We start from the raw sequence: 17,899 nt of genomic DNA, 5'->3' as shown, positions 1-17,899 counted from the left end.
AAATCGCGTGTGGCGAAGGCAGAATGGCGACACAACCAACTGCCGGTCGGCACCCCGACCGGACAAGATTGCAAGATGCTAGATGCCGGCGACAACGCACCTGTGCTGGACTCTGCCAGCCTCGACCAACTGCGGGCGCTCGACCCCCAGGGCAGCTCGGGCTTCGTCAAGCGGGTGCTGGACACTTTTCTTCGCTCGCTGCAGAACCAGCGCGATGCGGTCGCGGCTGCGCATGCGGCAGGTGACCTGAGGGCCTTGTCGCATGCCGCCCATGCGCTGAAGTCGGCTTCGGCCAGCGTGGGTGCGCTGCCGCTGTCGCGCCTGTGCGCTGCGCTGGAAGAGGCGGTGCGGCTGGACCAGCCCGAGCGGGTGCCGGCGCTGGCGCTGAAGTTCGATGCGGCCGCAGTGGCCGCCGATGCCGCCGTGAGGGCCTTGCTCGAAGGCGGGGCCGCATGATGGGGAGCAATGCTTCGGCGTTGCCCTTGACCGAGGAGCGACCCAAGGTGCTGCTGGTTGACGACGACGACGTCAACCTGATGCTGGTGGCCGCCGCGCTGACCCAGCACGGCTTCGACGTCACCCAGGCCAACAACGGCGACGAGGCGCTGCGCATCCTCGGCGGCTGGATACCCGACCTGGTGGTGCTGGACGCGCGCATGCCCGGGCTCGACGGCTTCGAGACCTGCGAAGAGCTGCGCAACATGTACGGCCTGGAAAACGTGCCGGTGCTGATGCTGACCGGCCTGGCCGACGAAGCCTCCATCCAGCGCGCCTACGACGCCGGTGCAACCGACTTCTTCGTCAAGTCCAACCAGTGGAGCCTGCTGGCCGGACGGCTGCGCTACATGCTGCGCTCGGCGCGCACCCAGCAGGAGCTGATCCGCAGCCGGGCCAAGCTGGCGCGCGCGCAGGACCTGGCCCGCATGGGCAGCTTCGAATGGTGGCAGCAGCCGGGCCACGGCCTGCCGGCCGGGCTGGAGCTTTCGGAAGAGGCGCTGCGCGTGTTTGGCAGCGGGCCGGACGACCGCCTCAGCTTCCGTGACCTGTTGCGCATGATGACGCGTGACGAGCGGCATTCGCTGGTGCGCGGCGTGCGGCAGATCGTGCGCCAGGTGTTCGGCATTGCGATGGACGTGCCGCTGTCGCGCGGCGTCAAGCGCAACCGCATCATCCATGTCGAAGGCGAACCCGAGTTCGGCGAATACGGCCAGTGCATCGGCTACACCGGCATCGTGCAGGACGTGACCGAGCGCCACCAGGCCGAAGATTCGATCCGCAAGCTGGCCAACAAGGACCCGCTGACCCAGCTGCCGAATCGCCGCCAGCTGCACTGGCGCGCCGAGCGCGCGCTGGAACAGGCGCGCCGCATGGGCCACCAGATGGCGGTGCTGATGATCGACCTGGATCGCTTCAAGAAGATCAACGACACGCTGGGCCATTCGGCTGGCGACGAGCTGCTGCTCTCGGTTTCGATGCGGCTGCGCAGCTGCGTGCGCCACAGCGACCAGATCTTCGACGGCACCGTCGAGGCGGTCGGCGCGCGTTTCCATCGGGCGCTGGAAGCGGTGGGCCGGCTGGGCGGCGATGAATTCGTCGCGCTGCTGCCCGAGGTGGCCGGCGAGGCCGACGCCCAGGCCGTGGCGCAACGCATCCTCGAAGCGCTGCGCGAGCCGGTCTACGTGGCCGACCAGGAGTTCTTCGCCACCGCCAGCATCGGCATTGCGCTGTACCCGCGCGACGGCCAGACGGTGGCCGACCTGATGCGCAATGCCGACGTGGCGATGTATGCCGCCAAGGACCGCGGCCGCAACGACGCGATGACCTATTCGCCCAACCTTGCGGTGCGTGACCGCGAGAAGCTGGAGCTGGAAACCGCGCTGCACAAGGCCATCGAGCGCAACGAGCTGGTGCTCTATTACCAGCCCAAGGTCGAGGCGCAGACCGGCAGGCTGGTGGGCGTTGAAGCGCTGATGCGCTGGCGCCGCGGCGAGACGCTGGTGCCACCCAACGAATTCATCCCGATGGCCGAGGAAACCGGCCTGATCGTGCCGCTGTCCGAATGGGCGCTGCGCGAGGCGGCGCGCCAGGCGCGCGAATGGCAGCTGGGTTTTGGCTTTTCGGAGTCCATCGCGGTCAACATGCCCAGCCGCATGTTCCTGCGCCACGACCTGGTCGAGCTGATCCACGCCTCGGTCAGCCCTTACGGCATTCCGCACCGCATGCTGCTGCTCGAAATCACCGAGAGCAGCCTGATGAAGGACCTGCAAAGCATCCTGCCCACGCTGCGCCGGCTCAATGAAGTGGGCGTGCAGATCTCGGTGGACGATTTCGGCACCGGCTATTCGTCGCTGCAGTACCTGACCGAATTGCCGATCTCCGAGCTGAAGATCGACCGTTCCTTCGTCAACAAGCTGGGCCGGGAGCCCAAGGCCAGCGAAGTCATCCACCTGATCATCTCGCTGGCGCAGGCGCTGAACCTGCGCGTGGTGGCCGAAGGCGTGGAAACCAGCGCGCAGATGAACCTGCTGCGCAGCCTGCAGTGCCGCTTGATGCAGGGTTACCTTATCGGCCGGCCGATGCCGGGGCCGGACCTGCCTGCCTGGCTGCGCGCGCATGCCACCGTGGCGCCCGGCCCGACACTGGATGCCTTGCCGGTCGCCCAGGCGGAGATGGACCTGGAAGCGGACACCGGACCGGTGACGGCCCCGGTGGAGATCGAGGCGGCCAGCGGTGAAGCCACGGCCGCCTCGCGTCGCGGCCCCTGAAGCGGGGTGGCGGGCGCGGCGTCCCAAGCGTCCGCACTTCACGCCGGCTGCCGCTTTGCGCGCGGGTGGCCGTGCCGTCCTCAAGTCGCTGCCCGCCATGCCGACAAGAAGACGATGAGCAGCGTGACCGAACTGACCCCGGCCCAGATTGCCAAGGCGGCCTTGCGGCGCTTGGCCCTGGCCAAGCAGGAGCCCACACCCGAGAACTATGCCCAGGCCTGGGCAGACGAATCGGGCGGGAAGGTCGCGGCGGCTGCGCTGCCGGCGCGCGCCAAACCGGTGATCGACAAGCTGGTGCAGCGCCTGACGGACGACCCCGCCCAGCGCACCGAGCTGCAGCAGGCCGTGCTGCAGGGCCAGTGGGACCAGGCGATGCACCTGGTAGAGCGCTCCGGCGGCAGCCTCAGTGCCCAGTCGCAAGCCTGGGCCCAGATGATCGAGCGCCTGGCCCGCGGGCTGGAGCGCGGCGGCAAGCAATGGACGCTGGCGCGCAAGAAGGACAGCCTGCAGCGCGTGCTCGACAGCAGCCGCAGCGACATGCAGCGCCTGCAGCACCGTCTCAAGCAACTGATGAGCAACTGGGACAGCGATGGCGAAGCGGCGACCACCGGCGACAAGTCGCTGGACGCCGAGCTGAACGCGACGGCTGCTGCCGCGCCGGCGGCACCGGCTGAGGCCGCACGCCTGCTGCATTGGCCTGCCGTCGTCACGCCACTTGCCGGCACCGTGGGCGCTGCCCTGCCGCCAGACGCACCGCGCGCCGCCGCGTTGGCCGACGAGCTGGCCGCACTCGCGCAGCGCCTGGCCACCGAAGGCGCCAGCGCCGAGCTGGCGCGCCAGGTGGCGGACGTGTGCGAGCGTGCGCGCAGGCTGCTGTCGCATCGCCACCATTTGCTGAACCAGACCTACCAGCTCAGCCGCGAACTCGCCGGCAGCCTGGCCGAGCTGGCCGAGGACGATTCCTGGGTCCAGGGCCAACTCGAAAGCCTGCGCGAGCGCCTGGGCGAAAGCCCCAGCTCACGCGCGGTGCATGCCGCGAGCGAACTGCTGGCCAGCACCCGCCAGCGCCAGGGGGCCTTGCGCGGCGACCGTGACCAGGCCCGCGATGCGCTGAAGTCCCTGATCCACCAGATGCTCAGCGAGCTGGGCGAACTCGACCAGCACACCGGCCGCTTCAGCGACAGCATGCAGCGCTACGCCGACACCATCGACCAGGCAGACTCCCTCGAAAGCCTGGCCGGCGTCGTGCACGAAATGGTTTCCGAGAGCCGCAGCGTGCACGCGCTGGTGCATGCCACCCGCGAGCGCCTGCAGGACGGCCACAGCCGCGCCAGCGAACTCGAAGCCCAGGTGCGCACGCTGGAAGGCGAGCTGCGCCGCATGTCCGACGAAGCCTCGACCGACGCGCTGACCCAGGTCGCCAACCGCCGCGGCCTGGCCCAGCTGTTCGGCGTCGAACAGGCCCGCTTGCAGCGCGAAGACAAGCCACTCTCCGTCGGCCTGCTTGACATCGACAACTTCAAGCGCTTGAACGACCAGCTCGGCCACGCCGCCGGCGACCAGGCCCTGGTGGCACTGGCACAGCGGGTGCGCGATTCGCTGCGCCCGGGCGACGTGGTGGCCCGCTTCGGCGGCGAAGAATTTGTCGTGCTGCTGCCGGCCACGCCGGTGGACGAAGCCCAGCAGGTGCTGACCCGCCTGCAGCGCCTGCTCAGCGCCAGCCTGTTCATGCACGAAGGCAAGGAAGTCTTCGTGACCTTCTCGGCCGGTGTGACGACCTACCGCGGCGCCGACACGCTGGAAGAGACGCTGGAACGCGCCGACGAAGCCTTGTACGAAGCCAAGCGCACCGGGAAGAACCGGACCTGCATCGGCTGAGGGCTCAATCGTCCCCGAGCTTGGCGCCCCTCAATCGGCGCCCGTGAACGCCAGCTGCAGCGCGTCGCCCGTCGCCATGGCCCAGCCTTCGGCGCGCCAGGCTGAAAGCTGAGTCTCGCCTGCCTGGGTGGCGAGCACGCGGTCCAGCCGGGCCCGGTCTGCGGCCTCGTTGGGCTGGCGTTTGTCCTGGCCGTGGTCGTGGTACGCCCGGTCGGCGGCGCCGGCCAGTTGGGCGGCGATGCGGGTCCGGCCGTCCAGCGCGTGCAGCAGTGCAAATGCGTCCAGCGTGCACCACATGCAGCTGTCCTCGGCGAAGTGGCGCATGCGCTGTTGGCATTCGGCGACGACCTCGCGGGCGCGTGCCACATTGCCTTGTGCCAGCAGCACGCCCAGCAGGTTGCCCAGCAGGTTGAAGTCGTCCAGCGAGGGCTGGCGGGCGCGCAGGCGCGGCAGGAACCGGTCGGCCAGGCGCACGGCTTCATCGAGCCGGCCGGCGGCGCGTTCGAGGTCGGCCAGGTTGGCCACCGCGCGGGTCAGTGCGTCCCCCACATCGCCGTCGCGCTCGCGCAGCGCCACCACCGAGGCGAACAGCTCACGGGCCAGCGCGAAGTCGCCGCTGTCGGTGGCCAGCGTGGCTTCGGTGATGCGACGGCGGGCTTGCAGCCGCGCCGGCCAGGCGGGCTGCTCCAGCGCCTTGGCGCGTGCCAGCGCGGCGCGGGCTTCGGGGTGGTCCACCCGCCAGTTGAAGGCCAGGTCCACGCAGGCCAGGTACTCGCCGCGCGTGTCGCCCAGTTGCCGGTAGAGCGCCGCGGCTTTCGTGGCGGCCTCGCGCGTGCGCTGCGGGTATTCGACCGTGTGGCAGTGCACCACGCTTTCCCAGAAGCGGGCGCGCAGCGCCGCGGGCCAGGTGCCGTCCAGCAGTGGCAGCAGCTGTTCGCTGCGCTGCCGGCCCTCGGACAGCAGCGACAGCGCCTCCCACAGCGGCCAGGCGTTGGCGAACAGCGCGGCGGCCGTCTCGGCGTCGTGGGCCGTGGCCTCGTCCAGCGCGGCGCGCAGGTTGTCGATCTCCGGCAGCCAGCGCTCGCGCCAGGCCTTGGGCGGGTCGCCCCAGTGCGCGTCGTAGGCAACGGCCAGCACCTGGCTCAGGCCGCGGGCGAAGCCGCGCCGAGCCTCGTCGGCCTGCGGGTCGGCGGCCAGGCGCGCCTGGGCGTAGAGCCGCGTGGTTTCGAGCAGCCGGTAGCGCGGCGCGTGCGCGCGGTCCAGGCCCACCAGCGAGCGATCCACCAGGTCCAGGATGGCTTCGACCACGCGCTCAGGCGGCAGCTGCGCATCGGCCAGGCACAGCGCGGCGGTGTCCAGCTCGAAGGCGCCGGGGAAGACCGCGAGGCGGCGGAAGACCTGTTGTTCGGTTTCGCTCAGCAGGCCGTGGCTCCAGTCCAGCGCGGCGTCCAGCGCATTGCGGCGCGAGCGGGGTGTGGCGGTGCCTGGCCCGAGCAGGCCCAGGCGCTGGTGCAGCCGCCCGGCCAGCCCGGCCAGGCCCAGCGCCGGCAGGCGGGCCGCGGCCAGTTCGATGGCCAGCGCGTTGCCGTCCAGTTCGCGGCAGACCTGCGCGGCGAGCTGCACCTCGGCGTCGCTGGCCGCGCTGTTGTGGCTGTGGGTCCAGGCCAATGGGCGACCCGCGCTGCCGGCGCGTGCGGCCAGCAGCTGCATCGCACCGCTGCTGCGCGCCTGCGCGGCGCTGCAGCCTTCGGGCGGCAGCGCCAGCGGCGCCAGGCGGAACAGCTGCTCGCTGGGCGCGCGCAGCGGCACCTGGCTGGTGACCAGCAGCGACAGCGCGCGCGTGGCCGCCACCAGCGCCGCCGCCAGTGCGCTGACGGCCTCGGCCAGGTGCTCGGCGTTGTCCAGCACCAGCAGCATCTGCACCGGGCGCAGCCGGCGCGCCAAGGCGGCCAGCGGGTCCTCGCCTTCGGCCGGCTTGAAGCCCAGCGTGCGCGCGATGGTGGGCGCGAGCTGAGCCGGGTCGGACAGCGGCGCCAGGTCCACCCACCAGGCGCCGTCGCGCTGCTGCGGCTGGCGCTGCACCGCAGCCGTCATCGCCAGATGCGTCTTGCCCACGCCGGCTTCGCCGCACACCGTGACCAACGGTTGCGTGGCCAGAAGCGCCAACAGGTCCAGCAGCTCCGCCTCGCGGCCGATCAGCGGTGCGGGTCGGGTTGGCAGGTTGCCGGGCAATTCGTCCGACGGCGGGCGGGTGGCGGGCAGTTTCGGCGCTGCCAGCGCGCCGGCCTGCACCGGCAGCGCAAAGCGGTAGCCGCAACCAGCGATGGTGGCGATGGCACGTGGCCCCAGCGCCTTGCGCAGCTGCGCCACATGCACGGCAATGTTGTTGTCCTCGACGATCAGGCCGGCCCAGACGCGCTGCATCAGCTCGTCCTTCGAGACCAGCTGGCCCGCGCGTTCGACCAGCGCCACCAGCACGCCAAAGGCGCGCGCCGTGAGCGCCACCGGCTCGCCCTGGCGCAGCAACTGGCGCTCGGCCGGCCACAGCGCGAAGTCGTCGAAGCGCAGGCAGGTGGGCGGGGCTGAAACTTCGGGGTCTGACCTTGAATTCATCGCGATTTCATCGTCGCTTCAGGACCGGGCGCGGCCGGCGCCGCAGCATGCAGGCCTTGTTCAACAGGAGGCCAACATGCCCAAGTTCGTGATCGAAAGAGACATTCCCGGTGCCGGCCAGCTTACACCGCAGGACCTCAAAGCCATCTCCCAGAAGTCATGCGGCGTGCTGCACAGCATGGGCCCCGGCATCCAGTGGATCCACAGCTACGTGACCGACGACCGCGTCTACTGCATCTACCAGGCGCCCGACGCGGCCACGGTCCGCCAGCACGCCGAACTCGGCGGCTTCCCGGCCAACAAGGTTTCGGAAGTGCGCACGGTGATCGACCCGGCCACGGCCGAGTGAGTCCCTCACGCCTCCACGGGTGAGGGCACGTCCTCGCGCAGCGCATCCACATCGCGCTGCGGCGAGCGGCCATAGAGACGGCTGTATTCTCGGCTGAACTGCGACGGGCTCTGGTAGCCCACGCGGTGGCCGGCGTTGGCGGCGGTGACCTGCTCCAGCAGCATCAGCCGGCGCGCCTCGTGCAGCCGCAGCTGTTTCTGGTACTGCAGCGGAGACAGGTTGGTCACCGCCTTGAACTGGTGGTGCAGCGAGGACACGCTCATGCCCACGCGGGCGGCCAGTGCTTCCACGCTCAGCGTTTCGGCATGGTGCTCGCGCAGCCAGGCGGCCGCGCGGGCCACCTTGTTGCCGGGGGTTTCGGCCAGTGCCATGTGCAGCAGCCGCCCGCCCGCCGGGCCGACCAGCAGGCGGTACAGGATCTCTTCCTGCAGCAGCGGCGCCAGCGCCGGGATGTCGCGCGGCGTGTCCAGCAGCCGCATCAGCCGCAGCGTGGCCTCCAGCAGCGCCGGGCAGGCCTTGTGCACGGCCACGCCGCGCGGCGCCCCATGCGCAGGCGTGAGCGTGGCCGGTGGCAGGCGGCGCAGCAGGGCTTGCAGGCGGTCCGCCGGAATGGCCATGCCCAGCCCCAGGTGCGGTCGCTCGGGGCTGGCTTCGAGGATGCGCGAAACGACCGGCAGGTCGACCGACATCAGCAGGTAGTCGCCCACGCCGTAGTGGTAGACCTCGTTGCCCACGGTCAGGCTCTTGCGGCCCTGCAACACCATGCCGAAACACGGCCACTGGGCACCGAAGGACGTGGCCGCGCCTGCGGTGCGGCGGTGGCAGCTGAAGCCTTCGATCTGGGTCTCGCAAGGGCCTTCCTCGCTGGCCTGCTCGGTAAAACGGGCAAGGCGTTCAGTCAGCTCGGCACATTGGGCGTCAATCGAGGGCATGCAAAAGGCTTGGCGGGACAGCGGTATGGGCAGGTTCTCATCTTGCCGCAGCAGCGCGGTCCAGGCAGCGGCACCGAGGCCGGTTTGCAGGATCGGGCAAGACACTCGCAGGAACAAGCTACCGCCGGGTGGGCGAGGCGCCGGATCATGCAGGCCTTCACGCTTGCGGCCGAACTCGCCTTGGCCAGCCCCTTTCAGACGCTCCCCACGCCCTTGCCCACGATGCCGCTTGCCACGCTTGCCCCGCCGCCTTCACCTGCCCGCCGCCCCGCCCTGGCGCTGCCGCGCCCGCCCGGCCAGCGGCTGCGCGGGCGCGTTGCACTGGTGACCGGTGCCACCCGCGGCAGCGGCGCGGCCATTGCCCGCGCCTTTGGCGCCGAGGGTGCGGCGGTGGTGGTGCACTACGCGACCGACCGCGCCGCCGCGCAGCGCGTGGTGGCCGACATCGCCGCCCAGGGTGGCCGCGCCTTCGCGGTGCCGGCCGACCTGGCCAGGCCCGATGACGTGCGCCGACTGTTGATCGAGACCCGCGCGGCTTTTGGCCGGCCGGACCTGGTGGTCAACCATGCGGCGATCCGGCGCAGCGTGCCGATCGAGCAGATCAGCGAGGCCGAGATCCGCCAGCTGTTCGAGGTCAATGTGTTTGGCGCGCTGCGGGTGGTGCAGGAGGCACTGAAGCACTTCGGCCCGGAGGGCGGCTGCATCATGAACATTGCCGCGCCCGAGCCTGCCCCTGGCGGCGTGCCGGCCAGTGCCCATGCCGCCACGCAGGGCGCACTGGCGCAGCTCACGCGTGGCCTGGCGCATGAGCTGGCCGGGCGCGGCATCCGCGTCAATGCCATCGTGCCGGCGCCGGACCTGCCGCTGCCAGCCGATCCCGATGGCGAGCTGACCTGGGAGCCACACGCCGCCAGCGACGCCGTGGCCCGCCAGGCCCTGCAGTTCGCACTGGCCGGCGCCGCGCCGGACGAGCTGCCGCCACTCCCCGCGCCGCGCACTCGCCGCCGGCCGGCTGCGCGACACTCCAGCCCATGAGTGTTTCCACCCCGCCCACCCGCTGCGCCTGGGCCGGCAGCGACCCCTTGATGCAGGCCTACCACGACACCGAATGGGGCGTGCCCGAGCATGACAGCCGCGCGCTGTGGGAAAAGCTGATGCTGGACGGCTTCCAGGCGGGCCTGGCCTGGATCACCGTGCTGCGCAAGCGCGAGGCGCTGCGGGCCGGTTTCGCCGGCTTCCAGCCCGAGAAGGTGGCCCGCTTCGGCGAGGCCGACGTGGCGCGGCTGCTGGGCGACGCCGGCATCATCCGCTCGCGCGCCAAGATCGCGGCGACCATCAAGGGCGCGCAGATCTACTGCGAGATGGCCGAACGCGGCGAGTCCTTCAGCGAGTTCTGCTGGGGCTTCACCGATGGCCGTGTGCTGATGGGCGACGGCCACCAGCGGCCCACCGAGACGGCGCTGTCGCAGCAGATCTCCAAGGCGCTCAAGCAGCGCGGCTTCAAGTTCGTCGGCCCGGTCATCGTCTATGCCTGGATGCAGGCGATGGGCATGGTGAACGACCATGACCACGCCTGTTTCAGGCGCGTTCAGTAGCCCGCTGGCGCCTGCGCCGTGGCGGCAGGTGGCGCCAGCCAGACCTCGATCACGCCCGGCGTGGGCGTGAGGCGCGAGGGCAGCGGCTGGATGGTCCAGCTGCCTTCGACCTTCACGCGGCTGGTCAGCAGCTTGGCGCAGGCGTCCCAGTCCGGTGCCTGGTGGTCATGCACCACCAGGCGGTTGACGGCCGCGGCCTTGGGCGCGTGTCGGCCGTTGCGCCGTGCGCTGTCCCACACGTCTTCCACCGCCGGCACCTTGGCGCCCAGCAGTTGCCACTGCTCGCGCAGTGCGGCCACGCTGTCGCGCTGCTCGGGCCCGAAGATCTGCACGTACACCGTCTTGCCGGCGCACAGTTGCGACGGCGGTCGCTCGACCTTCTTGCCCGGCTGCGGTGGCGGCGGTGGAGGTGGAGGCGGCAGGGTTTCGCTGGCCGGGCCGTCGGGGCTTGAGCCAACGATCACTGGCAGGTCTGGTGGCGGTGGTGGCGCCGTGGGGGCGGGCTCCGGCGGCGGGGGCGGCAGGGCCGCGGTGACCAGCTTCGGGGCAACCGGCGGGCAGTTGACACGGTCTCCGGCCGAGGCGCCGTAGTCGCGGATCCAGTACTGCGGCAGGCAGACCGGCGTGGCGTCGTCGAGCAGGCACGAGAGGTTCTGGTCGCGGTTCAGCAGCAGCTCGCAGGATGGGTGGCGAGGGGACGAGGCCTTGCAGCTGTCCCGGGTGCTGGTCAGGATGGTCTGCAACAGCCGCGATTGGTGGAAGGCCTGGCTGTTGCTGTCGTTGCACGAGGCATCGCTGATGCGCAGCAGCGCGGTGGCGATCTCGCCCAGCCCGGTGTCCGCCGGGTGCAGGCCGGGGCCGGGGGCCAGGTGGCCGTAGAGGTCGGTGAGTTCCTTCAGCACCACCGGATCGACGCTGCGGGCCTTGTGCACCTTGTCCAGCTGCTCGTTGATCGCCTGCCAGCCGGTGGCGCCCAGCGTGGCCATCGCGCCCAGGCTGATGGACGCGGTGACGGCGCCGGTGGCGGCAATGCGCGAGGGCAGGCGCTTGGGGGCGGTCTGGCTGTGCTTCTCGCCCGAGGTGTCGGCCACGGCGATGCTGCCGTCGTCCGGCTCGAACCAATCGCCGGCATGGTGGCAGAGGTGGCAGATGAAGCTGTGGGTCAGCTGGCGGCCCAGTGCGTCGCCCAGCTGGAAGTAGCTTTCCCACTGGGCTTCGCTGAAGAACTGGTCGGTGGTCGGCTCCTGCGGGAACAGCGGGTTGTCGGCCTTGAAGTTGACCAGGTCGACCGGCAGGCCGTCGCACATGTTGGGCTTGACGATGACCAGGTGGCCGGTCTTGCCGCTGCGCCGGTAGTGCACCTGGGCCAGCGCCAGGCAGGCCTGGCTGTCCGCGGAGGCCAGGTCGTTGAGCGAGCCGAAGGCGGTTGGGACCTGGGTCATCGGCGGTTCGCAGGGTGGGCAGTCGGCGGCTTCGGGCGGCGGGGGCGGTGCGGCGAATTGCTGCAGGCGGGGCTTCAGGAAGACGATGTCGGCCTGCAGGTCGATGCGGGCCTTGCGCACCAGGTTTTCCAGGTCACCGAAGGCGTAGCGCGGGTCGGCTGCGCAGTCGGCCAGCACGATGAGCCGGCATTCCTCGCGCAGCAGGGCGTAGGCGCCGGTGTTCTCGAAGTGGCCGCCGTCGCTGAGGAACCAGTCGCGGCGCAGGTCGCCATCAAAGCGGCCGCGCAGCTCGGCCAGCAGCTGGCCGTACTTGCCGGTGATGGGCGGCAGCGGCTCGCCAGCGCCGCGCTGCACCGGGCTGCTGTCCCACCAGTGGCCCAGGCGCACGCCGGCCAGCGTGAGCAGTGCGGCCAGGCCCGAGCGGGTGCTGGCGCCCAGGCCGGGTGCCACCGCGGCGCCGGAAATGGCGGTCCAGCTGCCCAGGCTGAGGCAGCCGGGCGCGGCCACGCTGCGCCAGTCGCCCGGGCCCACGCACACCTGGCCCTGCGGGCCCACGCTCATCGGCAGGCCCTTGCGGTCCTGGTTGAACAGGCCGCCACGCGGCACGCGGGTCTGGTTCAGGCAGACGTTGATCAGGTGCACAGGCCCGCCGGCCAGGTGGGGCTGGTAGTCGGCCATGGGCACGTCGTCGGCCGGGTGCACTTCGGCGATGGCGACCTGCAGGTCTTGCGCCGAGAGCTGGCGCGGGTAAGGCGCGGTGGCGGCGGATGTGCCGGGCGTGAAGCGCTGCACGTTGGCAGCACCCAGGTAGCTGCGCACCAGCCGTGCGCGGTAGAAGGCGAACAGCGAGGAGCGATTCAGGAACTCGCGGTTGTGCGCCGAGACCAGCAGCATGCCCAGCGGCGGCAGCACGCCGATGGCCAGCCACTCCCAGCTCAGCCGGTACTGCAGCAGCTGCGAGCTGCGGTTCAGCGGGAACAGCGAGAGCGTGGCGCTGCGGTGCAGCAGGCTGATCCAGAACACCAGCAGCACCAGCACGGCCAGCGCGCCCAGCACATTGGCCAGGTCCATCAGTCGGCCGCGCATCGCAGGCGTGAGGCTGCGCGGCAGGTCCGAGATCTTGGGCAGAACCGCGCGCAGCACCACCACCGTCAGCGCGATGGCGGTGCCGGCCGCGCCCTGGTTCCAGTCGGTCACCTTGGCCAGGGTCCAGGCCAGGCTGTCGACCAGGCCCAGGCCGGCGATCACCAGGCCGAGCTGCAGCGTGGCAGCGAGCCGGCTGGTCAGCTGGTTGCGCGAGCGGTCCGGCTCGCTGGTGGCGGCGCGGGTCAGGCGCCAGGCCTGCAGCGTCCCGGCCGGCCAGGCCAGCAGCATGCCGCCGGCGCAGAGCATCATCAGCGCCGGCACCTGCAGGTCGCCTTCTGCCGCAGCGCCGTCGGCGCCCTGAGCGTCCTGCCACTGGTAGACCAGCCAGAGGCACAACGCGAGGCTGAGGGCCGCGGTGAGCCAGCGCGAGCCGGGCAGGCAGCGGCCGGCGGTGGCCGGCAGGATCCAGTAGGTGGTGGAGAGCACCGCGCCCCACCAGACCAGCGGCGGCAGCAGCAGCCAGGGGGTGGGCCAGTTGGACAGCACGGCCAGCGTGTCAACCGAGACGCCCGGCGGCCGCCAGCAGCCGGGGCTGCCGTAGATGCAGTCGGCCCAGGCCCAGATGGCCAGGTCGAAGCCCACCAGCAGGCCGCCCAGCAGCAGGCTCATGACGGCCAGCTCGACGTGCACGCCGACGAGGTTGCGGCCGAAGTTGGCCGCCGCGAACAAGGTGTCCTGGCCGCCGCGAGGGATCAGGTAGCGGCCGTTGGCGCGCAGCCAGAAGGCAAACCAGCGCCGGTCGGCATCGGCCAGCGCCTGCTCGATCTTGTCCGCCCCCTGGCCGCTGCTGCGCGCCTCCTGGAACAGCTTGCCGATCATCGCGCCGATGTAGCCGCCGCCCGAGACGGTGGACATCAGGTCGAAGCGGTGGAAGATGCCGTTGCCGGCCAGCGCCTTCAGCAGCCCGAAGCAGAAGGTGGCACTGCGCACGCCGCCGCCCGACAGCGCCAGGCCCCAGCGGCCGCTGTCCAGCCCGGCCTGCAGCTCGGCTGAGAGTTTGGCCCGGCGTGCGGCCACCAGCGCGGCCATGCCGTCGGTGGCGGCATCGGCCGGCGGCGCTGCTTGCGTCGCTGTTTCAGGCGGCTCGGCGGGCGAAGGGACAGGTGGCGTCATCGAAGGCTCCAGGGCAGGCCTGGCCGCCTGCGGGCGTTGGCGCCAGCCTGCGCGCCGCCCCGGGGCGCGGCAATCCCTCTTCGGAGTGAGCAGGTGCACCCGCCGGGCAGGCTGCGCCGCCTGCGCGCACCGAAGAGTGCGGCAAATCACGCTGCGCCCATGGCGTCCCTTGAGCTTGGCGTTTCGGTGCCGATACAGCGCAAGATCAATCGGCATCGGCAAGGGAGCGTGTCATGGGCATGACCAGCAACATGAAGATCGGGACCCGTCTGTCCCTGGGGTTTGGCGTCGTCATCGCCATTGCACTGGGCATGGCCGGCGTCGGCTTTGCGAAGCTGTCCGAGATCCAGCGCTCGGTCGAGCAGCTGACCAGCGACCGCCTGGTCAAGGTCGACCAGCTCTCGCAGACCAAGGACAACATGAACGTGGTGGCGCGTGGTGTGCGCAACATCGTGCTGATGTCCGAGCCCGAAGGTCGGGCCAAGGAAAAGCAGCGCATTGACGAGATGCGGGCCAAGAATGCCGAGCTGGCCCGGCTGCTGGATGCCTCGGTGCACAGCGAGCGTGGCCACGCGCTGCTGGCCGCGGTGCAGGCAGCGCTCAAGCCGTATGAGGTGGCGATGGACAAGGCCATTGCGCTGGGCATGGCCAACGACGACGAAGAGGCCACGCGCATGCTGCTGAAGGACGTGCGGCCCCTGCAGCAGGCGTATTTCAAGGCAGTGGACGAGCTGGTGGCGATGCAGCAGCAGGAGATGCGCGACGCGGTCACGCAGATCCAGGGCGACGCAGCCTCCAGCAGCGTGCTGATGCTGGTGCTGGCCACGGTGGCGGCGGTCTGCGGTGGCCTGCTGGCCTTCCTGATCCGCCGATCGGTGGTGACGCCGCTGCGCCAGGCCGTGGGCGTGGCGCGCACGGTGGCCTCGGGTGACCTGAGCTCGAAGATCGAGGTGACCTCACGCGACGAAACCGGTGAGCTGCTGCAGGCAATGAAGGACATGAACGAAGGCCTGGTGCGCCTGGTCTCGCAGGTGCGCGACAGCAGCGAGAGCATTGCCACCGGCTCGGCCGAGATCGCCACCGGCGCGGCCGACCTGAGCCAGCGCACCGAGGAGCAGGCCAGCAACCTGCAGCAGACAGCGGCCTCGATGGAGCAGCTGACCGGCTCGGTGCGCAACAGCAGCGATTCGGCCCGCCAGGCCAGCGAGCTGGCCGCGCGTGGCGTGGACGCGGCGCTGCGTGGCGGTCAGGCGGTTGGCCAGATGGTCAGCACGATGGCAGACATCTCGCAGGCCTCGCGCCAGGTGGCCGACATCCTGTCGGTGATCGACGGCATTGCCTTCCAGACCAACATCCTGGCGCTGAATGCCGCGGTCGAAGCCGCGCGGGCCGGCGAGCAGGGCAAGGGTTTTGCGGTCGTGGCCAGCGAAGTGCGCACGCTGGCGCAGCGCTCGGCCGACGCGGCCAGGCAGATCAAGACGCTGATCCAGCACAGCGTGGAGCGGGTCGAGGCCGGCACGCGGCAGGTCGCGCTGGCGGGTGGCGAGATGGACGCGATCGTCGCCGAGGTGCGGCGGGTCAGTGGGCTGATCGGCGAGATATCCACTGCCAGCGCCGAGCAGAGCACCGGCATTGGCCAGATCGGCGACGCCGTCAGCCAGCTGGACGACGTGACCCAGCAGAACGCCGCGCTGGTCGAGCAGAGCAGCGCAGCAGCCGAGAGCCTGCGCGAGCAGTCGGCGCGGCTGGCCGGCCTGGTGCGCGCGTTCCGGCTGGAAGGCGCAGCGGCCGTGCCGATGCCGGCCTGAGCCATCGCACTACACCCGCTTACCAACACGCCAACAGGGCCTTGTCATCAGGGAGGGCGGGCGGTGCGTTGTGCTGACCGGGCCGGCTGACGCTGGTCCGGCTTTCCACAACGACATTCGCCCGATGAAACCCCTCTTCAAACTGGCGCTGGCCGTGTTGGCCACCGCGGCCGCCTGCCACGCCTCGGCCGAGATCACCTTCTTCGAGCACCCCGACTTCCAGGGTCGCGCCGTCACGCTGCACCACCCGGTCGACAACTTCGAGCGACGCGGGTTCAACGACCAAGCCTCCTCGGTCATCGTGCGCGGCGAGCCTTGGGAGGTTTGCGAACACGCCGATTTCGGTGGGCGCTGCGTGGTGTTGCGGCCGGGCGAGTACCCGTCGTTGCATGAATTCCACCTGAGCAACAAGCTCTCTTCGGCCCGCGAGGCTGGCCGCGATGAGGGTCGTTACGACCCACCCCCGCCGCCGCCCATTCAGGCGCAAGGCCAGGTCACGCTGTTCGAGCATGACGGCTTTCGCGGCCGCTCATTCAGCGCCGAGCAGGACATCCCTGACTTCCGACGCTTCGGCTTCAATGATCGAGCCTCGTCGGTGACGGTGGCCGGCGGTGCCTGGGAGGTCTGCGAGCATCCTGAATACAGTGGTCGCTGCATGATCCTGCGACCCGGCCGTTACCCGGATCTCGGCTCGATGGGCATGAACGACCGCGTGTCGTCGATGCGCTGGCTGCGTCCGGCGGCGCACTACGAAGAGTGGCGCTACGCCCCGTCACCAGTGCCGCTGCCTGCTCCGGTTCCGGTTTACGACTGGCACCGCCGTCCCCAGGAGCGCCTGGTCGAAGTGCCGGTGAGCGCGGTGCATGCGGTCTACACCGGACCGCAGCAGCAGCGCTGCTGGATCGAGCGTGAACAGGTGGTGCAGCGCGAGCCCAATCCGGCCGGTGCGCTGGTGGGCGGCGTGATTGGCGGCATCCTGGGTCACCAGATCGGTGGCGGCCACGGCAGTGGCGCGGTCGGGGCTTTTGCGGGCGCGGTGGTCGGCGCCAATGCTGGTGGTGGGACGGTGGTGTCGACCCAGGGTGTGCAGCGCTGCGCCAGCAGCCCGCCGCAAGGCCGCCCGGACTACTGGGACGTGACCTACTACTACCGCGGCGTGGAACACCACGTGCAGACCTCGAATCCGCCCGGCCCGTCGCTGACGATCAGCGAGGACGGTGAACCGCGGCTGTGAGGGCTGGGAGTGCTTTCGCCAGAGCTGCTGAACGGGCCGCGGAGCGGCTGGTAGGACTGGCGGAAGCGGTGAGATTCGAACTCACGGAGGGGATGAACCCTCGCCGGTTTTCAAGACCGGTGCCTTAAACCGCTCGGCCACGCTTCCATTGCTGGGGCAGCGATGGTAACTCAGCCCGGGGCCTGCGCCTGCAGGCACTGGACCTGAATGACCTCGCGGCGGCCGCCGTCCACCCGCACGGCGGTCAACTGGCCGCCCCAGATGCAGCCGGTGTCCAGCGCCAGCAGCTCGGGGCTGTCGATGAGGCCCAGCGTGGACCAGTGGCCGAAGGCCATCGGCTGGCCTGCCGTGAGGCGGGTTTCGTGTTCGAACCAGGGGCGCATGCCGGGTGGGGCGGCGTCGGCGCCGTCCTTGGTCGCGAAGTCCAGCGTGCCGTCGGCCGCGCAGAAGCGGATGCGGGTCAGCACGTTGACGACCGCGCGCAGGCGGTCGTTGCCTTGCAGCGTGTCGTCCCAGCGGGCGGGGCGGTCGCCGTACATGACCTGCAGGAAGTCGTTCAGGCCGGGGCCCTGGATCATGGCCTCGACCTCGCGCGCCAGCGAGAGCGTCTGCCCGGGGGTCCATTGCGGCACCACGCCGGCATGCACCATCAGCCAGCCGTCGCTGAGGTCGGCCAGCTTGCGCTGGCGCATCCAGTCCAGCCAGGCTTCGCGCTCGGTGTCTTCGAGGATGGGTGCCAGCGTGTCCTTGCGGTTGGGCTTGCGCACGCCAGCGGCCACGGCCAGCAGGTGCAGGTCGTGGTTGCCGAGCAGGCAGGTGGCGCTGCCGCCAAGCGCGCGCAGGCTGCGCAACGTGCCGAGTGAATCAGGGCCGCGATTGACCAGGTCGCCGAGCAGGTGCACGTGGTCGCGAGAACGCGAGAAGTCGATCTGGGCGAGCAGGCGCGCCAAGGCGTCGCAACAGCCCTGGAGGTCGCCGATGAGGTAGTGCATGGGGCGATTCTGCTACGCTCGCAACCCCATTC

12 protein-coding genes and 1 tRNA gene are annotated in these 17,899 nt (G+C 70.6%); 8 read left to right on the top strand and 5 right to left on the bottom strand.

All coding sequences use genetic code 11. The features are described 5' to 3' along the window. The first annotated feature begins 75 nt into the window (after window positions 1–75). The 3 genes from AC3WR5_RS29045 (at window position 76) to AC3WR5_RS29035 (ending at window position 4,643) form a co-directional block, all read left to right on the top strand. Window positions 76–456, top strand: a complete 381-nt coding sequence (locus AC3WR5_RS29045; RefSeq protein ID WP_141290495.1) for an Hpt domain-containing protein — start codon at window positions 76–78, stop codon at window positions 454–456. Beyond that, on the top strand, window positions 453–2,765 hold the full coding sequence (locus AC3WR5_RS29040; protein ID WP_492489020.1) for a putative bifunctional diguanylate cyclase/phosphodiesterase: 2,313 nt from the start codon (window positions 453–455) through the stop codon (window positions 2,763–2,765). The genes AC3WR5_RS29045 and AC3WR5_RS29040 overlap by 4 nt, the downstream gene beginning before the upstream one ends. Before the next feature lie 114 nt (window positions 2,766–2,879). After that, window positions 2,880–4,643, top strand: a complete 1,764-nt coding sequence (locus AC3WR5_RS29035) for a GGDEF domain-containing protein (protein ID WP_492489017.1) — start codon at window positions 2,880–2,882, stop codon at window positions 4,641–4,643. Between the two features lie 30 nt (window positions 4,644–4,673). On the opposite strand, the gene AC3WR5_RS29030 is transcribed toward AC3WR5_RS29035, so the two are convergent. Next, window positions 4,674–7,256, bottom strand: coding sequence for an ATP-binding protein (locus tag AC3WR5_RS29030; protein ID WP_492489016.1), 2,583 nt, complete (start codon window positions 7,254–7,256; stop codon window positions 4,674–4,676). A gap of 76 nt (window positions 7,257–7,332) precedes the next feature. Here AC3WR5_RS29030 and AC3WR5_RS29025 point away from each other — a divergent pair, with 76 nt between their 5' ends. Next, window positions 7,333–7,605: a DUF4242 domain-containing protein gene (locus AC3WR5_RS29025; protein ID WP_492489014.1), complete on the top strand. Its 273-nt coding sequence runs from the start codon at window positions 7,333–7,335 to the stop codon at window positions 7,603–7,605. A gap of 5 nt (window positions 7,606–7,610) precedes the next feature. Here the strand turns inward: AC3WR5_RS29025 and AC3WR5_RS29020 are convergent, their stop codons facing one another. After that, window positions 7,611–8,537, bottom strand: a complete 927-nt coding sequence (locus AC3WR5_RS29020; RefSeq protein ID WP_492489012.1) for an AraC family transcriptional regulator — start codon at window positions 8,535–8,537, stop codon at window positions 7,611–7,613. Window positions 8,538–8,759: 222 nt separating this feature from the next. Between AC3WR5_RS29020 and AC3WR5_RS29015 the strand changes: the two genes are divergently transcribed. After that, a complete protein-coding gene (locus tag AC3WR5_RS29015; RefSeq protein ID WP_492489010.1) occupies window positions 8,760–9,572 on the top strand; it encodes an SDR family NAD(P)-dependent oxidoreductase in 813 nt (270 codons plus the stop codon). Further along, the gene (locus AC3WR5_RS29010; protein ID WP_492489009.1) at window positions 9,569–10,132 is read left to right on the top strand and encodes a DNA-3-methyladenine glycosylase I; all 564 of its coding nucleotides are present in this window, start codon (window positions 9,569–9,571) and stop codon (window positions 10,130–10,132) included. The genes AC3WR5_RS29015 and AC3WR5_RS29010 overlap by 4 nt, the downstream gene beginning before the upstream one ends. On the opposite strand, the gene AC3WR5_RS29005 is transcribed toward AC3WR5_RS29010, so the two are convergent. Continuing rightward, the gene (locus AC3WR5_RS29005; RefSeq protein ID WP_492489008.1) at window positions 10,126–13,833 is read right to left on the bottom strand and encodes a patatin-like phospholipase family protein; all 3,708 of its coding nucleotides are present in this window, start codon (window positions 13,831–13,833) and stop codon (window positions 10,126–10,128) included. The genes AC3WR5_RS29010 and AC3WR5_RS29005 overlap by 7 nt on opposite strands. 233 nt (window positions 13,834–14,066) lie before the next feature. Here AC3WR5_RS29005 and AC3WR5_RS29000 point away from each other — a divergent pair, with 233 nt between their 5' ends. Both AC3WR5_RS29000 and AC3WR5_RS28995 read left to right on the top strand, forming a co-directional pair. Beyond that, window positions 14,067–15,641: a methyl-accepting chemotaxis protein gene (locus AC3WR5_RS29000; protein ID WP_492489006.1), complete on the top strand. Its 1,575-nt coding sequence runs from the start codon at window positions 14,067–14,069 to the stop codon at window positions 15,639–15,641. Window positions 15,642–15,765: 124 nt separating this feature from the next. Continuing rightward, complete coding sequence (locus AC3WR5_RS28995) at window positions 15,766–16,875, top strand: beta/gamma-crystallin (protein ID WP_141286305.1); 1,110 nt, start codon at window positions 15,766–15,768, stop codon at window positions 16,873–16,875. A 57-nt stretch (window positions 16,876–16,932) separates the two neighbouring features. Here AC3WR5_RS28995 and AC3WR5_RS28990 read toward each other — a convergent pair. Both AC3WR5_RS28990 and AC3WR5_RS28985 read right to left on the bottom strand, forming a co-directional pair. After that, a tRNA-Ser gene (locus AC3WR5_RS28990) sits at window positions 16,933–17,022 on the bottom strand. A gap of 23 nt (window positions 17,023–17,045) precedes the next feature. Then, the gene (locus AC3WR5_RS28985) at window positions 17,046–17,867 is read right to left on the bottom strand and encodes a symmetrical bis(5'-nucleosyl)-tetraphosphatase (protein WP_492489004.1); all 822 of its coding nucleotides are present in this window, start codon (window positions 17,865–17,867) and stop codon (window positions 17,046–17,048) included. Window positions 17,868–17,899 lie beyond the last annotated feature (32 nt).

The sequence above is a fragment of the Ideonella sp. FW305-24 genome, from assembly GCF_058788035.1.
Note: the sequence above shows the minus strand (reverse complement) of the source record. Positions and strands in the feature narration are given on the sequence as shown.

Coding starts and splice junctions, on each gene's coding strand:
- AC3WR5_RS29025 (WP_492489014.1), top strand. CDS start 7,333: ATGCCCAAGTTCGTGATCGAAAGAGACATTCCCGGTGCCGGCCAGCTT.
- AC3WR5_RS29045 (WP_141290495.1), top strand. CDS start 76: ATGCTAGATGCCGGCGACAACGCACCTGTGCTGGACTCTGCCAGCCTC.
- AC3WR5_RS29015 (WP_492489010.1), top strand. CDS start 8,760: ATGCCGCTTGCCACGCTTGCCCCGCCGCCTTCACCTGCCCGCCGCCCC.
- AC3WR5_RS28995 (WP_141286305.1), top strand. CDS start 15,766: ATGAAACCCCTCTTCAAACTGGCGCTGGCCGTGTTGGCCACCGCGGCC.
- AC3WR5_RS29040 (WP_492489020.1), top strand. CDS start 453: ATGATGGGGAGCAATGCTTCGGCGTTGCCCTTGACCGAGGAGCGACCC.
- AC3WR5_RS29030 (WP_492489016.1), bottom strand. CDS start 7,256: ATGAATTCAAGGTCAGACCCCGAAGTTTCAGCCCCGCCCACCTGCCTG.
- AC3WR5_RS29010 (WP_492489009.1), top strand. CDS start 9,569: ATGAGTGTTTCCACCCCGCCCACCCGCTGCGCCTGGGCCGGCAGCGAC.
- AC3WR5_RS29000 (WP_492489006.1), top strand. CDS start 14,067: ATGGGCATGACCAGCAACATGAAGATCGGGACCCGTCTGTCCCTGGGG.
- AC3WR5_RS29005 (WP_492489008.1), bottom strand. CDS start 13,833: ATGACGCCACCTGTCCCTTCGCCCGCCGAGCCGCCTGAAACAGCGACG.
- AC3WR5_RS29035 (WP_492489017.1), top strand. CDS start 2,880: ATGAGCAGCGTGACCGAACTGACCCCGGCCCAGATTGCCAAGGCGGCC.
- AC3WR5_RS28985 (WP_492489004.1), bottom strand. CDS start 17,867: ATGCACTACCTCATCGGCGACCTCCAGGGCTGTTGCGACGCCTTGGCG.
- AC3WR5_RS29020 (WP_492489012.1), bottom strand. CDS start 8,537: ATGCCCTCGATTGACGCCCAATGTGCCGAGCTGACTGAACGCCTTGCC.